At 63.3% G+C, this 15793-nt stretch carries 15 protein-coding genes and 1 tRNA gene; 10 read left to right on the top strand and 6 right to left on the bottom strand.

Features of this window, described 5'->3' with window-relative positions; genetic code table 11:
• The first annotated feature begins 259 nt into the window (after window positions 1–259).
• From O3303_RS13320 to O3303_RS13290, 7 genes are all read left to right on the top strand, one after another.
• The gene (locus O3303_RS13320; protein WP_269558884.1) at window positions 260–2305 is read left to right on the top strand and encodes a GMC family oxidoreductase N-terminal domain-containing protein; all 2046 of its coding nucleotides are present in this window, start codon (window positions 260–262) and stop codon (window positions 2303–2305) included.
• A gap of 180 nt (window positions 2306–2485) precedes the next feature.
• Window positions 2486–2905: a hypothetical protein gene (locus tag O3303_RS13315; protein ID WP_269558883.1), complete on the top strand. Its 420-nt coding sequence runs from the start codon at window positions 2486–2488 to the stop codon at window positions 2903–2905.
• A 131-nt stretch (window positions 2906–3036) separates the two neighbouring features.
• Window positions 3037–3534 (top strand): hypothetical protein, encoded by a 498-nt coding sequence (locus O3303_RS13310; RefSeq protein WP_269558882.1) that lies wholly within the window; start codon window positions 3037–3039, stop codon window positions 3532–3534.
• A 365-nt stretch (window positions 3535–3899) separates the two neighbouring features.
• Window positions 3900–5144, top strand: a complete 1245-nt coding sequence (locus tag O3303_RS13305; RefSeq protein ID WP_269558881.1) for a hypothetical protein — start codon at window positions 3900–3902, stop codon at window positions 5142–5144.
• Window positions 5145–5245: 101 nt separating this feature from the next.
• Window positions 5246–6352, top strand: a complete 1107-nt coding sequence (locus O3303_RS13300; RefSeq protein WP_269558880.1) for a DUF3616 domain-containing protein — start codon at window positions 5246–5248, stop codon at window positions 6350–6352.
• A 15-nt stretch (window positions 6353–6367) separates the two neighbouring features.
• A complete protein-coding gene (locus O3303_RS13295) occupies window positions 6368–6877 on the top strand; it encodes an acyl-CoA thioesterase (RefSeq protein WP_269558879.1) in 510 nt (169 codons plus the stop codon).
• Window positions 6878–6988: 111 nt separating this feature from the next.
• Window positions 6989–7546, top strand: coding sequence for a type 1 glutamine amidotransferase domain-containing protein (locus O3303_RS13290; RefSeq protein ID WP_269558878.1), 558 nt, complete (start codon window positions 6989–6991; stop codon window positions 7544–7546).
• A gap of 90 nt (window positions 7547–7636) precedes the next feature.
• Here O3303_RS13290 and O3303_RS13285 read toward each other — a convergent pair whose 3' ends face one another.
• Together O3303_RS13285 and O3303_RS13280 are read right to left on the bottom strand one after the other, a co-directional pair.
• Entirely contained in the window at window positions 7637–8152 is a 516-nt protein-coding gene (locus O3303_RS13285; protein ID WP_269558877.1) for a DUF6992 family protein, read from the bottom strand.
• A gap of 83 nt (window positions 8153–8235) precedes the next feature.
• Window positions 8236–8919, bottom strand: coding sequence for a porin family protein (locus O3303_RS13280; RefSeq protein WP_269558876.1), 684 nt, complete (start codon window positions 8917–8919; stop codon window positions 8236–8238).
• 197 nt (window positions 8920–9116) lie between these two features.
• Between O3303_RS13280 and O3303_RS13275 the strand changes: the two genes are divergently transcribed.
• Window positions 9117–9191: transfer RNA gene (locus tag O3303_RS13275), tRNA-Val, on the top strand.
• A gap of 216 nt (window positions 9192–9407) precedes the next feature.
• Complete coding sequence (locus tag O3303_RS13270; protein WP_269558875.1) at window positions 9408–10316, top strand: histone deacetylase family protein; 909 nt, start codon at window positions 9408–9410, stop codon at window positions 10314–10316.
• Window positions 10317–10441: 125 nt separating this feature from the next.
• Here O3303_RS13270 and O3303_RS13265 read toward each other — a convergent pair whose 3' ends face one another.
• From O3303_RS13265 to O3303_RS13255, 3 genes are all read right to left on the bottom strand, one after another.
• Window positions 10442–11164, bottom strand: coding sequence for a methyltransferase domain-containing protein (locus O3303_RS13265; RefSeq protein ID WP_269558874.1), 723 nt, complete (start codon window positions 11162–11164; stop codon window positions 10442–10444).
• A gap of 269 nt (window positions 11165–11433) precedes the next feature.
• Window positions 11434–12540, bottom strand: a complete 1107-nt coding sequence (locus O3303_RS13260; protein WP_269558873.1) for a type III polyketide synthase — start codon at window positions 12538–12540, stop codon at window positions 11434–11436.
• A 117-nt stretch (window positions 12541–12657) separates the two neighbouring features.
• Window positions 12658–13776: an NAD(P)/FAD-dependent oxidoreductase gene (locus O3303_RS13255; protein ID WP_269558872.1), complete on the bottom strand. Its 1119-nt coding sequence runs from the start codon at window positions 13774–13776 to the stop codon at window positions 12658–12660.
• A gap of 176 nt (window positions 13777–13952) precedes the next feature.
• Between O3303_RS13255 and O3303_RS13250 the strand changes: the two genes are divergently transcribed.
• Window positions 13953–14312, top strand: a complete 360-nt coding sequence (locus O3303_RS13250; RefSeq protein ID WP_269558871.1) for a T9SS type A sorting domain-containing protein — start codon at window positions 13953–13955, stop codon at window positions 14310–14312.
• A 408-nt stretch (window positions 14313–14720) separates the two neighbouring features.
• Here O3303_RS13250 and O3303_RS13245 read toward each other — a convergent pair whose 3' ends face one another.
• The gene (locus O3303_RS13245) at window positions 14721–15779 is read right to left on the bottom strand and encodes a flavin-containing monooxygenase (protein ID WP_269558870.1); all 1059 of its coding nucleotides are present in this window, start codon (window positions 15777–15779) and stop codon (window positions 14721–14723) included.
• Between the last annotated feature and the right edge of the window lie 14 nt (window positions 15780–15793).

The following is a 15793-nucleotide window of genomic DNA, read 5'->3' as shown; positions in this document are numbered from 1 at the left end:
AGGTTATGGGGTGATGGGGTGATGCAGAACGTCATTCCGAGCGGAGCGAGGAATCTCGCCAGTGTGGTAGAATCATTTACCACACTGGCGAGATTCCTCGCTCCACTCGGAATGACGTTCTTCCTTTGTCACCTGTCACCTCATCACCCCACTAGTTTTCGTATGCAAGCCGAGTATTTCTGCGGAAAAAGTGCGAACTTTTGGGAGCCGGCGGGCCGACTACCGCTTACCGGCTTCCCACCCTGACGTTCTCAGTGCCATGCAGTTCACCGAAGCCCAGCGCGCCACCCTGCGCGCCCTCGCCGATACCTTCATTCCTGCCGTAGACGGCCCCGCCGAACACGCGGCGTTCTGGCAGCGAAGTGGCTCCGAGGGCATCGATGTCAACCAGATTGGGGAGATTCTGGAGGAGCAGCCCGCCGCCGCGCGGCAGGAGTTTCTGAAGCTGCTGGGTTTGCTCGACTCGCCGACGCTGGGCCTCACGTGGTTTGGCCCGCTGCGGCCGTTTGTGCGTTTGCAGCCCGCCCAGCGCGAAAAAATGCTGCAGAGCTGGGCCCAGAGCAACGTGCCGCAGCTGCGCAAAGGCTTCCACGCGCTGCGCAAGCTGCTGCTGATTCTGTTCTACGGCGGTGCCGAAGCCGGCGGCCGCAACCCGGTCTGGGACAGTGTCGGCTACGCCGGCCCGCTGCCCGCCGACCTGCCGGTGGACACCGCCAAACCCATCCGGACGCTGCAGCCGACCCAGGACGTAACCTACGACTGCGACGTGCTGGTGATTGGCAGCGGCGCGGGCGGCGGCGTGGTAGCCGGCGAACTGGCCGCCGCCGGCCACGACGTGCTGGTGCTGGAAAAAGGCCCCTACTGCCACGGCTGCGACTTCACGCAGCGCGAAGTAGACATGTTGGGCAAGCTCTATGATGCCAAAGGCGCGCTCAGCACCCAGGACGGCAGCATCGGGGTGCTGGCCGGCTCCTGCCTGGGTGGGGGCACCACCGTCAACTGGGCCGGCGCGTTCCGCACCCCCGACTACGTGCTGCAGGAGTGGGCGCGCGAGCACCAGCTGCCGCACGTGGCCACGCTGGAGTTCAAGAAAAGCCTCGATGCCGTGAGCCGTGCCCTGAGCGTGAACATCGACTACACCCGCCACAACGGCCAGAACCAGGCCCTCTGGGACGGTTCTACCAAACTGGGGCAGGAAGTGAAGCTGATTCCGCGCAACGAAAAAGGTCTCACCGACTCCGACGCCCACTTTCAGGCCCTGGGCTACACCACCCTCGGTGACGCACACGGCGTCAAGCAGGGCACGCTTAACACCTACCTGCTGCAGGCCTTCGAGCACGGTGCGCGCCTGCTGGCCGACACGCGGGTGGAGCGCGTCACGATTGCCGACGGCCGCGCCACCGGCGCCGAGGCCGTGCACACCACCGCCGACGGCCGCCCGGTGCGCGTGACGGTGCGGGCCCGGCGGGTGGTGGTGGCCGGTGGCGCCATCCAGACGCCGGCGCTGCTGCTGCGTAGTGGCCTGCAGCATCCGCACATCGGGCGCCACCTCAACCTGCACCCCACGGTGGTGGTGTCGGGGATGTATGAGCGGCCGATGCACCCGTGGTTCGGGCCCAGCATGTCGGTGGTGAACGACTGTTTCACGATGCTTAATGGCACCAATTACGGCGCCAAGCTCGAAACGCCGCCCGCCCACGTGGGCCTGATGAGCATGGTAATCCCCTGGCTCAACGGGCGCCAGCACAAGCAGCTCATGCAGCAGGCCGACCACATCGGCTCGTTCATTGTGCTCACCCGCGACCGGGACGGCGGCCGCGTCAGCATCGACAAGCACGGGCAGGCCCTCATCGACTACACCCTCTCGGAGCACGACCGCGCCAACATGCTGACCGGCGTGCGGGCCGCGGCCGAAATTCATGCCGCGGCCGGGGCCCACACGGTGTTGCTGCCCCACGGCACGCTGCCCATGCTGCGCGTGAAAAATGGCCAAATTGATAATCCCGAAGTGCTGGATCAGCTGGCGCACCTGAGCTGGAAACCCAACCAGTTCGGGCTCTACAGTGCCCACCAGATGAGCACCTGCCGCATGGGCGGCGACCCGGCCACGCACCCCACCAGCCCCACCGGCGAGCTGTACGAGGTCAAAAACCTGTTCGTGGCCGACGCCTCAGCCTTCCCGGCCTGCAGCGGCGTCAACCCGATGCTGACGGTGATGGCGCTGGCCCACTACACGGCTCAGCAGATGAAGGCAGCCACCCCGGCTGCCGCCCTGCGTGCGGTGGCTGCCACGGCGGAGTTGTGAGGCCGGGCTGGGTGTCTGGGAGCAGAGATATGCTGCCGGTCTGGGCACACCAATGCAATGATATTGTTTGCAGGCTAGACAGCACGCTTCGGTTTTCACGCAGAATATAGCCGGCAAACGATGATCGAAAACCCTGTTTCTCGCGTATGCGAGGCACACGCCTGTTTTCGTTTCTATCCTATGCGTCTCTCCCAACTCTCTTTTTCGCTGCTGCTGCTGGCCACGCTGTCGGTAGGCTGCGCCCGCCGCAACAACGCCATTCCCGAAGCCAAATCGGTATCGACAGCCCCGCCGGCTGCTGCACCTGTGGTAGCGCCCACCGCCGCCCGCGACATGACCGACATCATGACCGAGGAGCTCAACCTGACCGCCGAGCAGCGCCAGAAGGTGCGGGCCATTCTGTCGGGGGTTGCGGAGCAGGCCAATGCGGCCCAGAAGCAGTTCGGCAACAACCGCCCGGCGCTGCTGGCCGAGCAGAAGCGCATCATCACCACCTCCGACAAAGAGCTGCAGCAGGTGCTCACGCCCACCCAGTACCAGCAACTGAAAACCAAGCAGCGCCAGATGCAGGCCCAGCGCCAGACCCGCAAGCCCAACTAGCGGCTAGGGGCCGGGGCACTTCTATGAAATTTCGGCTCGCAGGCAACTGATGTTCAGGCGGCTGCATCTGCAGAAGAGGCTGGTTTTTCCGGCCGCCCATTTTTGGGTTCACGTCTGTAGGCTATGCTGCCATGAAACTACTTGTTCTCCTGTTTGTAGGCCTGCTGGTGCAGTCTGGTGCGGCTTCTGCCCAAACCACTGTCAAGACAGAAAAGCAGGCCCTGGCTCGGCAGCTAAATGAGCTGCTGCGCGACCCCCGCAAACCGTCGCAGGAAGTGACGCTGGAGCTCAGTGGCTGCCACGTGCTGCAAACCGTCCGCGACACCGACGCCGACGTGCGCATGAGCCAGCCGGTGGCCGTGAGCGTCAGCAAAGGCAGCTCCGACTGGTCCGTGAACCTCGATAATGGCCGCTTCGAGATGAAAATGGGGTTCGACTGGCCGGATGTAACGGCCCTCACCTATGCTCCCGACACCGACGACGATGGCCGCCGGATATACGAGCTGCGGGTGAAGCGGCAGGCCAAAAACGCCAGCACGACCATCACCATGAGCCTCTACACCACCAACGAAGCCTTAGTGAAGGATATAGTGCGACGGCTGGAGCAGCTGCGCCAAAGCTGCCGCTAAAGTGGGAGTGGCACTATCAGATAAAATCCCCTTGTGCTTGTGGCGCAAGGGGATTTCTGTATTGGAATATAAAGGTATTGAATAAAGAGGGTGTGTAATTGTTGATCAGGTAGTTGTTAGCTTAATAAGTCATAGACGGGCAAGGCTAAAGGCCCGCCGCTCATTGTATTCGACCCAAATAATCAGCTTTTGTTCCAGCAGCGCCTTCAGCTGCCAGAGCGGCTCCCCGGGTGCGTAAGTAGCGTGGCGGGGCCGGCGTTCATGGCTATGCTGATAGAACTTGCGCAAAGGTGCGCTGCGGGCCAGCCATGGCGCAAAGGCCAAAAATTTCTTTTTTCTTTGGCCCCTGATTCCGCCCCTTCTTAATGCCCACGCTTCCCACGCCTCTCCACGTTGCCTTGCGCAATGCCGTTGCTACTCGTTTCGGGCAGCCACTGCGCTACCCCAGCCACTGCGACGCGCTGGAGGCGGAGCTGCGCAGGGCGGCGGGCACTACGGGCCGGCGTCTCAGCCCCAGCACGCTGCGGCGGTTTTTTGGCCTCGTGGAGAAAGAGGGTGGCTACCACCTACACACCCTCGACACCCTGGCCCGCTACGCTGGCCACCCTGATTTCGCCGCTTTCGGCCAAGCCGTTACCCGGCAGGCGGCCACCGATTACCCGGCCCAGGTGACCGATATTCCGGAGCTGCTGGCTATGGAGCGGCTGGCCCCGCCGGAGCGCCTGCTGCTGGGGTATTTTCTGGGCCGTGTAACCCGGCCGGCGGTGCCCACCGGCCCGGCAACCCCGCTGGCTTTGCGGCTGGCGGCGCACCCGGCCGGGCAGGAGTATTTCGTGGAGTCGTTCGTGGATATGGCACACCTGAATGGAGCATACGGCGAAGTGCTAACCCATTATCTGCAGCATAAGCGCACTCCCGAAGCCCAGCTGTTCGGGCACGGCACCTTGTTTGTTGGCGAGTTTCTGGCCGAAGACGAACCGGCCTGGCAGCGCCGGCTGGCCCAGCTGCTGGCGCTGCCGGTGCCGGCCGAAACCCACGCCTTTCCGCGCGGCCGCCGCGCTTTTGCCGAAATTATGGGCGCATGGAGTGCGACGCCCGGGCAGCCGCTGCCGGCCAGCCTGCTGATGCGCTTGCGGGAGCAGGCCGCCGCCGTGCCCCGCACGCCCATGCCGCCGCCGGCGATGCCGGCCTTCTACAACCTGTTTCCGGCGGGGTACCACTTCTTCGTGGCGGAGGCCCTGTTGCTGAGCGCGCAGTTTGAGGAGCTCCACACGTGGCTGGAATACACGGCCCTGGCGTTTCCGGAGCTGGCCACGCTGGAGCACAACGTCTACAACGAGTTGCTGCGGGCGTTTCAAGCTGTGGCCCGGTTGCGCACCCAGCCCACGGAATCTGCCGTGGCGTATGCGCCGGCTGTGTTTCGGCCGGAAGAAAGCGGCTGGCTGCTGGACTATTATCAGGTGCATCTGTGGCTGGTGCAGCTGCACTTTGCGGCCGCAGCCGATACTTCGGAAACAGAGCGGCTGCTGGCGCTGGTGCAGCAGTTCGCCGTCCGCCACGGCATGCCCTTTTTTGAGCGCGCCGCCCGGCAAATAGCGCCGCGGGTCTAGCGCTGCCAGCGGCCCGGCGCTGCCGCTGGCGGAGCACGCCAAAACTTTCCGGCGGCAGGTGCGTTGGCACGGTTCCACCTTGTATATAGCGTTCCTGTAGTATGCGCCGCCAACCCTACCAGCTCCATTTCAATCCCAAGCTCAGCCTCAATGAGGCTGGCAAGCACGTACGCGACGGTCTCTCGACCGTGCTGCGCACCGGCGATAACCTCTGGCTGAGCTGCGATGAGCGCACCAGCATTGAGCGGCTGCGCCTGACGGGCCCGCACGAATTTGGTGAGCACTGCCGCTACGAGCTGGCCGATCTGCTGGACCTCACCAACGAGGAAGCCAACGTGGAAATCGACATTGAGGGCCTGGGGGAGTGTGAGAATTACCTCTGGGTTATTGGCTCCCACAGCCTCAAGCGCAAGCAGCCCGACCCCACCGACGCCGACACTGCCAAGCAGATTGCCAAGCTGGCCAAAGTGGCCGAAGAACCCAGCCGCTACCTGCTGGCGCGCATTCCGCTGCTGCTTAATCCCAAGACCGGCGACTACGAGCTGCACAAAGAAGCACCCCACCCCACCGACCCCACCCAAACGCTGCGGGCGGCCCAGCTGCGCGGCACCGACGATTCCAACGACCTGTTGGATCTGCTGGCCCAGGATATCCACCTGAAACCCTTCATGACCATTCCAGGCAAAGACAACGGCTTCGATATCGAGGGGCTGGCCGTGGCACCCGACGGGCGGCTGTTTGTGGGCTTGCGCGGGCCGGTGCTGCGGGGCTGGGCAGTGGTACTGGAACTGCTGCCGCGCGAAGACAAGCACGGCCGCCTGCGCCTTGATGAAGTGCCCGGCGCCACCGAGAAATACTACAAAAAGCACTTCCTCGACCTGAGCGGTATGGGCCTGCGCGAGCTGCGCCAGCGTGGCTCCGACCTGCTGCTGCTGGCCGGCCCCACCATGGACCTCGACGGTACCATTGCGGTATATTGCTGGCCCGATGCCCTGCGCTGCGAGCAGGACAGCCTCATCGGGCCCGATAAGCTGCAGCGCCTCTGCGACATTCCGCACGGCTCCGGCCCCACTTCCGGCCAGGATAAGGCCGAGGGTATGGCCTTGCTCGACGACCAGCATATCCTCATCGTATTCGACAGCCCCACCGACGCCCGCAAGCCCCAGCCGCACTACGTGGTGGCCGATAGCTTTCTGTTGCCTTCCTAATCAGTTTTTACATTCATGCCCCTCGTTCAAACGCCCGAAACCACGCACCGCATCCATTTTCAGGACTGCGACATGATGGGCCACCTCAACAACGCCCGCTACCTCGACTACTTTCTGAACGCCCGCGAGGAGCACACTATCCAGCACTACGCCCTCAACCTGGGCGAGCTTTCCCGCGAGCAGAACGCGGCCTGGGTGATTACCAAGCACCACCTCAGCTACCTGCGCCCCGCCAACCACGGCGAGCTGGTGAGCATCCGCACCCAGCTCATCCACTTCGACAACTCCAACCTGGTGGTGGAGATGCAGATGCTCAGCGACGACGGCCAGCGCCTCAAGGCGCTGTTGTGGTCGGAAATGGCCTTTGTGTCGGCGCGGGCCGGCACCCGCTCCGAGCACTCGGCGGCCCTGATGGAGATGCTCAGCGAGCTGGATGTGGAGCACGTCGACTACGACCCTGATGGGTTCGATGAGCGGGTGAAAACCGTGCGCAAGCAGTTCAAGCAGCTGCGCCGCGAAGAATAAGGCCGGATATTGTACCAACTCCGGTACCTGATTGCCGTTAATGAAAAGGCCGGTTGCGTTGCGCAACCGGCCTTTTCTGTTCTTTCCTCCCAACCACTTACACTACTACCCATGTCTATATTTGGCAGCGACAGCCTCAAAGGAAAAACCATCGCCATTGTGGCCACCGACGGTTTCGAGCAATCGGAACTGGAGAAACCCAAGAAGTATCTGGAAGACGAAGGCGCCGAAATCCACGTTATTTCCCTGAAAAGCGGTTCCATCAAGGGCTGGGACGAGAAAGACTGGGGCGATAAGGTGAGCGTTGATAAGGTAATCGGCGACGTGAAAGTGGCCGAATACGATGCGCTGGTACTGCCCGGCGGCCAGATGAACCCCGATATTCTGCGCACCGAGCCGGCCGTCATCAGCTTCATCGGTGAGTTTGTACGCTCCGGCAAGCCGGTGGCCGCCATCTGCCACGGCCCGTGGCTGCTGATTGAGGCCGATGTGGTGCGCGGCAAAAAGCTCGCCAGCTGGCCCAGCCTCAAAACCGACATCAAAAACGCTGGTGCCCATTGGGTTGACGAAACCGTGGTAGTCGACGGCAACCTTATCACCAGCCGCAACCCGCAGGACATCCCCAACTTCAACGAGAAAATTAAGGAAGCCCTGGTAGGCAAGAAGTAAGTCCTGGGTGGCCCCGCGCCGCCCCTGGCAAAAACGCCCCGCTGACCTCAGTTGTCAGCGGGGCGTTTTTTTGCGCTTTCTGTTTTCCGGCTACCCAACCAGCGCCAGTAGCTCCGCCGCGTAGCGGTGGTACACCAGATAAAAACTCACATCGAACAGCAGCAGAAACCCGCCCTGCAGCCACAACGAGCGGCCGTAGCCCAGCAGCTTTTCGGGCGGGGCAGTAGCGGCGGCCCGGGCGCGCAGCCAGCTGCCGCAGCAGATGTACGCCACATCGAGGCCCGCATTGAACAGCAGAATCTTCTCGAACGTGAACTGCGCGGCCAGGCTTTCGGCCAGGGGCAAGCCGGCTATGTGGTTGGGGTTGGCGCGCAGCAGCCCCCACACGGCAATGGCCGTATTCACGAAAGCCCAGCCCACGTTCATGAGGTGGAAGTAGCGGGTTTCGGAGCGCGGGTCGGCATGCATCACTTGGTAGCCGCTCACCAGCAGGCTCAGCAGGGCCCACGCGCCCAGCACGCCCATGCCGCGCTCCGCCAGCAGCTCGCGGGCGTGGTTAATTGCGGCCAGCGGGTCGGTAGCCGCCATGAGGCTGTCAGGAGTCATAGAATCAGAGAAAAGTTGACACGAAAAAAGGAAGCCAAAGGCTTCCTTTTCAAGTTCAGGGCAAACAACCGGAAACCGGTTGCTTAGTTGTTGATGCCGATGCCTACATACACCTGGAATACACCGTTTTTCACGTTGTCGTAGGCTGCAGAGCCAGCATCCTTGGGGTCGTTGTAGATATCCGACAAACCCAGGTCGTAGCGGGCACCCACGCGGGCAGGGCCTACACGGGCTTCTACGCCGCCAACCACGCCGTATTCCAAGCTATTGAGGCCCACGCTGGAAATCTGGCGCTCTTCGCCAGCAATCTTGGATTTCACCAGCAGCGACGCCTGCGGGCCTACGTGCAGGCTGATATTGTCGAGGACATTGTACACGAACAGTACCGGTATCTGAATATAGTCGAGGCGTGTTTGCTTCTGCTGGCCGGTGGTCTGGCCGGTGGTGCGGTCAAACTGCTCAGCATCGAAGCCCTTGCGAGTGAACAGAAATTCCGGCTGAATCGACACCTTATCGTTGAGGCCAAACTGCGCATACACGCCAGCGTGGTACGATTTCAGGCTTTCCAATTGCTTGTAAGCACCTTTGTCGCCGCCGCGCAGGTCGGAGAGGTTGAAGCCCGCCTTCACGCCGAAGCCGTTGTTGCGCGAGTCGCTGGTGCCGGGTGCGTAGTTGGTAGACGATTGCGAGCCGCCGGGCGTCTGCTGGGCCTGGGCGGCCGTGAACGAAACGCAGCTCAGGGCGAGGAGTATGGGTAGTTTCTTCATGGAGAGAGGAAAATGAAATCGTAGGATTCTGTGATGGCAGACAGCTGCCAGCGCTTTCTGTAGCCGCTATACTTGCGGCGGCAGGGAAGGTTACGCGGCATCCGGGCCGGGGTTGTAAATTTTTATGCGCTGCCTGGTAGCAAGTGTGCAATCGGCTGCTATCTTTGGCGCTTTCCGGCCGCCGCCAGAAGGACTGCGGGGCGTTAGCTCAGTTGGTTCAGAGCATTACCTCGACAAGGTAGGGGTCACTGGTTCGAGCCCAGTACGCCCCACGCATTCCTTCCCCGAATCCGAAGTAACCGCCCCACCGGCGGTTATTTTCGTTTTCGGGGGTGTTAGGACGTTACACTGCGCCCCCTGTCATCCTGAGCAGAGCCAAGGACCTTATCACGCGTGAACGAGTCGTTTTGATAGTCGTGCTAACGTGATAAGATCCTTCGCTCTGCTCAGGATGACAGAAAATCATCCAGTTACCTCATCACCCCAACATGCTTTCCATTGCCTGGGCCCCGCTGTACGCGCATCCGCTGCCGGAAAACCACCGCTTCCCGATGCTCAAGTACGAGCTGCTGCCGGAGCAGCTGCTGCGCGAAGGCACGGTGCCGGAAAGTGCCTTTTTCGTGCCCCAGCCGCCCCCGGAAGCCGATATCATGCGCACCCATTCCGCCGACTACTACCAGCGCCTGCGCGCCGGCCAGCTTACGCGCCACGAGGAGCGCGCCACCGGCTTTCCGTGGAGTGCGCAGCTGTTTGAGCGCGAAGTAACCATCTTGGGCGGCACGCTGGAGTGTGCGCGCCGGGCGCTGCAAAGTGGGGTGGCCTTCAACATTGCGGGCGGCACCCACCATGCCTTCCGCGACCGGGGTGAGGGTTTCTGCCTGCTCAACGACCAGGCCACCGCCGCCGACTACTTGCTGGCTACGCCGGCCTACAACGTGCGCAAGGTGCTGATCGTGGACCTCGATGTGCACCAGGGCAACGGTACGGCCGCCATTTTCCAGCACGAGCCGCGGGTGTTCACCTTCAGCATGCACGGCGCCCGTAACTACCCGCACCGCAAGGAGCAGTCGGACCTGGACCTGCCGCTGCCAGACGGCACCGACGACGCCACCTACCTGGCCCTGCTGCACGACACGCTGCCCCGCCTTCTGGAAGAGCAGCAGCCCGATTTCGTGTTTTACCTCAGCGGCGTCGACGTGCTGGAAACCGACAAGCTGGGCCACCTGACCCTGAGCCGCGCCGGCTGCCGCCTCCGCGACGAGTTCGTGCTGAGCCTCTGCCACCGCCACGGCCTGCCGGTAGTGGTGTGCATGGGCGGCGGCTACTCCCCGCGTATCATCGACATCGTGGAAGCCCACGCCAACACCTTCCGCGTGGCGGCGGACTTGTGGAGCTAGATGATGGAGTGGTGGATTCTTTTGAACGTCATTCCGAGTAAAGCGAGGAATCTCGCGTGCTGACGTTGTTAGGCTATTTCAGGCGTTAGCACGCGAGATGCTTCGGCTGCGCCTCAGCATGACATTCAGTCTGCCCAATCACTCCCCAGCAAAACCAACTGCCACCGAAACGCCCAGCGCCAGCGCAGACGGTACTGTCGGATGCCGGCGTGCTGCAGCAGCTGCTCCCAGTCGGGGCGGGTGAAGGCACGGGCCACGGATAGCGGCGCATCATTCTGCACCAAGTGGGAGCCGCGGAAGAGGCGCGTGAGCCAGCGGATGCTGTAGTAGGCCAGCGGGTGGCGATGCAGGTCGTTGATGATGACGGCCAGCCCGGCCTGCCGTTGCCAGCTGGCCAGCATTTCGGCCAGCGCCTCGTCGGAGAAGTGGTGGCAGAACAGGCTGCACGTCAGCACGTCGAAGGGCTGCTGCCGGAATTGCTCGGAGAAGATATCCTGCTGCTGAAAGCTGATTTCCGGGTAGTCCTGCGCCTTATCAGTGGCGTAGCGCAGCATAAACGGGTTGGCATCAATGCCGACCAGCTCCACCGGAATCTGGCGGCGGCGGGCCCAGCGGGCAATGTGGCGCAGGGTGTCGCCGCCGCCGCTGCCCAGGTCGGCGAGGCGCAGCGGGCGGCCCGGCGGCAGCTGCGGGCGCAGCTGCTCCAGCGCGTGCAGCACCGGCGCATAGCCGCCCAGCCAGGTATTGATGGTTTCCAGCTCGTCGAGGTTGCGCCGCAGCGCGTCGGAAGCCAACGACAGGTCGTCCATCAGCTCCTCCTCAGTAGCGCGGCGCGTGAAATCAGGCATTAGGATTTGGTGGGGTGGGAGGAGTGGCGGGTTGGTGGAGTGGCGGGTTGGTGGAGTGGCGGGTTGGTGGAGTGGCGGGGTGGGCAGGAACGAAGGAATAACGTCATTCCGAGCTTGCGAGGAATCTCGCCAGCGTAGTAATTCACTAAAGACCGCCTGAGCGAAATACGTCAGGCTCCCCCTCTCCATGGGAGAGGGGGCCGGGGGGTGAGGCCCACGTCAGCACGCGAGATTCCTCGCGCTGCTCGGAATGACCTTCCACCAATCCACTACACAACCCGCAGCAGCATGGCTTCCAGCGTGAGGCCGGGGCCGAAGGCAAAGCTCAGAATGGGCGCCCCGGCGTCGGCGGCCGTGAGCCCGCCCAGCAGCTCGCGCAGCACAAACAGCACCGTCGCCGACGACATATTGCCGTACTCGCGCAGCACGTGGTAGGCGGGTGCATTGTCCTGCTTGCTGAGGCCCAGCTCCTGCTCGATGGTTTCGAGGATGCGCCGCCCGCCTGGGTGAATGGCAAAGTGGCGGATGTCGGCCAGCTGCACCGGCAGGTTGCGCAGCAAATCGTCGGTGAGCTTGCGGATACCGCGCTGAATGAGCTTGGGCACGTACGACGATAGCGTCATCTCAAACCCGAAGTCGTTGACGTGCCAGGCCATGTCGGCGTGGCCGTCGGGTTCCAGGCCGCAGTGGAAGGCCTCCATGGCCAAGTGCGGCCGGCTGCCCGTGGGCGTGCCCACCACCAGGGCCGCTGCCGCGCCGTCGCCGAACAGGGCGTTGGAAATCAGGTGGTCTTCCTCGTGGTGCTTTTGAAAGTGAATGGTGCACAGCTCGGTACATACCACCAGCACGCGGGAGTCGGCATCGGCGCGGCAGATGGCGTCGGCCAGCTTCAGAGCGTTGAAGGCCGCGTAGCAGCCCATGAAGTTCACGCAGGTGCGCTGAATGTCGGGCCGCAGCCCCAGCCGGTTCACCAGCTCAATATCGAGGCCCGGCGCGTACATGCCGGTGCAGCTCACCGAAATCAGATGCGTAATCGTGTCGGCGGCTACTTCCGGGGCCTGCTGCAGGCAGCTCTCGGCAGCGGCGGCGGCCAGCGGCAGGGCCTCCTGCCGGTACACCCGCATACGCGCCCCCACCGACGGAAACGGTTCCAGATCGGTCGTGTTCGGGAAGAAGGTGAAGTCGCCGTTGGCGCGGCCGTAATCGGGCAGCACGGTATAGCGGTGGCCGATGCCCGACACCCGGTAAAGGGCCCGGAGCTTGCGGGTGTCAGCATCATCGAACTGCAGGGCGCGGGCCATGAAATCCCCGATCTGGGCTTGTAAGAGACGGTGGGGCGGGTTGGCAGTGCCGATGGCACTCAAATAGCTGGTCATTGACTGCAGTATACGAAATTAGGTAGCGTGTGGAAGAGGCAGGGAGCGGAAAGCGGAAATACTATACACGGCGCTACAGCGCCGGCGAAGCCGTATACGGGCCGAAGATAAAGCGGCTTAAAACGCCTGCCCGTGGGTGCGGCGCATGAGGGCGCGCACAGCGGCCGGTAGGTAGCGCAAACCACCCACCACGGCCTCGCTGAGCACGGGCTGGCCGAACAGGCCCTGCACCAGCCGCCCCACGCGCAGCCGCTGCCCGAACTGGCGCTGCCAGTCGTGGCGGTAGCGGCTTTCCAGCGTGGCGCGGGTGGTGCGGCCCTGCAGGAAGTCGTGGAGGTGGGTGGCGGCCAGCTGCGCGCCGTGCAGGGCCATGGCCATGCCGTTGCCGCAGAGGGGCGTAATCAGGCCCGCCGCGTCGCCGCACAGCAGCATGTGGTCTTCCACGCACGACTTGGGCGCAAAGGATATTTCGTTGATGACCTCGGGCTGCGGATACAGGTACTCGGCCTCCGTGAGGATGCGCCTCAGGTGCGGGTTGCAACCCAGCACGTTGGCTTCCAGCTGCGCGATGGTGCCCTGGGCCTTCAGGTTCTGGCGCGTGGTAAGGTAGCAGAAGCACAGCCGGTCGTCCTCCACCGCCGAGATGCCCGCGTAGCCGTCGGCGAAGTTGTGCAGCGCAATCAGGTCGGTGGGGTAGCCGGGCAGGCGCAGGTGGTGCTTGACGCCGATGTAGGGCGAGCGTTGCTGAAAAAACGGCCGCTGCAGCTGCCTGTCAAAGGTGCTGCGCTTGCCGAAAGCGCCCAGCACCGTGCGCGCCGTCAGCTGCCGCCCGTCGGCCAGCGTGGCGGTGTGGCTGTCGGTGGCCGCATCGAAGGCCACGGCCGTCACGGTGGCTTTCTGCAGCACCGTGACGCCGCGGGCTTCCGCCAGCTGGCACAGGTGCAGATCGAGCGTGTAGCGGCTCACCCCAAACCCACCCAGGTCCAGCGGCACCGACAGCGTGCGGCCGGCCGGCGAGCTAAGCGAGAAGCGCGTGAGCTGAGCCGGCTGTAGTACCGCCGGGTCGGCATCGAGGCGCCGTAGGTACGGCAGCACCTCATTGGAAATGTACTCGCCGCACACTCGGTGAAACGGATACTGCTGCCGCTCCACCACCGTCACGGCGTAGCCGCGCGCCCGCAGGTCCAGCGCCGCCACCAGCCCCCCCAATCCACCGCCTATAATGAGAACGTCCAACTTGTTTTATCTGGTAAGAAGCTGAAAAAGAGGCGAAAAAAGGGCAGTTAGTCGAAGAGGAGTTATATTTTGTCGACCTATTCGGGAATAGCGTAATATCTTTGCAAACCTAATCAAGCGCCGAACGTTTCACCAGGTATTCTGTTCGCGCTTTTCCTTCTGCTTTACGGCCCACTATGATGCAACTCGTACGCTATTTTCTATTATTCGTGCTCCTGGCTGGCAGCTCTGTGCAGAGCCAGGCCGTAGGGCGGCCCACGGCCCGTCCCTCACGGCCCGCCGAGGAACGTTCCCTGCTGATTTACCCGAATCCCAGCACCGGCATCGTCCACATTGCCATCAATGGCTTTGAGGGCCGCAAGCTGGAGCTACGGGTGCTCAACGTCATCGGGTCGGTTATCTACCGCGAAACCATCACGGAGCTCAACGACCGGTTCACCAAAACCCTCGACCTGAGCAAGTTCGCCAACGGTCTCTACTACGTGAAGCTTGAAGGCGACAACGCCAGCGAAATGCGTAAGCTCGTCATTCGCTGAAGTGCAGCTGGCATAATGCCACTGACCTCCCCATAAATGAGAAGCCCCGTCTGGTTCCAGACGGGGCTTCTCATTTATGCGAAAAACCAGCCGGTTAGCGGCGATTCTTGGCGCGTACGGGAATCGGCTTCAGCGACGCTTTCAATTGGTCGAAGGTATTGAGGGCAAACAGGGCCGTGGCAACCGCTACGCCCAGAAAAATCAGAAGTGACATGCTACAGTGCGTTAGAAACAGCGAAAAAAATCCCGGCACCTTACTCGCCTTGGAGGCCATATAGCGGCGTCGGGAACTGCCTATACAACTACGAAAGCCCCTCAGTAGTTGCAGCATAATTTAGGCTTTCCTGAAAAGACGGGTGCTGGCCGGGCCGGCACTCCAAAACGGAGTAGCGCTGCGCCGGCCATGGCTCAGGAAGCCGCCAGCAGGCGCTCCACTACGTGGCGGGCGTCGGGGCCGGCCCCACCCATCAGGGCCGAGCTGCGGCTGTTCAGCCAGGGCAAACCCATGAAAGCCACTCCCGGCGCTTCTGTGAGACCGTAGTGGTGGCGCGGCGTGCCATCAGCTTCGAAGATAGGCAGCCTGATCCAGTCGAAATCGGGGCCGAAGCCGGTGGCCCATACCACGGCTTCCAGGGCAGGCGTGGTGAGGCGGCGGCCCTGCAGTGTGCCTTCGGCAGTGGCCCCGGTGGCCCGGCCCATAAACTGCGCGTTCGGGAAGCGGCGCAGGCGCTGCAGGTCGCCGAGCACCACCGGCTCGGGTCGGTGCATCATGGCCCGCCCTGCAAAGTTGTAGCGCGACACGCGCAGCATGCCGGTGCCCTTCAGCAGTACCCACGTGGTCTGGTTGTTCGGGAAGGCTGGGGTCTGGTCGTCGAAGGCAGCATAGACGGGGCGGCCGCTGCCGGCCAGGTCGGCGGCAATCTGCAGCGCCGAGTTGCCGCTGCCCACCACCGCCACCGGCCCCGCGCCTGCCACCTGGGCCGGGTTGCGGTACTGGCTGCTATGGAGCTGCTGCACGCGGCCCGGCAACTGCCCGGCAAACGCTGGAATGCGCGCCGCCGAATAAGCCCCGGTGCTCACAATCACCCGCTGAGCGTGGTAGGTCTGGCCGGTGGCAGTGCGCACCACGTAGCCGCTGCCGGCCGGGTCCGGCGTCAGGGAAGTGGCTTTCTGCCCCAGGTGCACGGCGAAGCCAAAGTGGACAGCGTAGTCGCGCAGGTAAGCGGCGGCCTCGTCCTTGGAGGGATAGTGCAGCGCCGGTCCCGGCCAGGGCCGGCCGGGCAGCCCGCTGGCCCACTGTGGCGAAAACAGCCTCAATGCATCAAAGCGCGTCGCCCAGATGTCGCCAACGGCCGGCCGCTCGTCGAGCAGTGCAAAGGCCACGCCGCGCTGCTGCAGGTAGTAGGCGGCCGCCAGGCCGGCCTGGCCGGCCCCGATGATGAGCGTGTCGAGCGGGAGAGAGGTCATGGAGCAGCAAAAGC

The sequence above is a fragment of the Hymenobacter canadensis genome, from assembly GCF_027359925.1.
Classification (GTDB): domain Bacteria; phylum Bacteroidota; class Bacteroidia; order Cytophagales; family Hymenobacteraceae; genus Hymenobacter; species Hymenobacter canadensis.
This window is presented reverse-complemented; position numbering and strand designations above follow the sequence as displayed.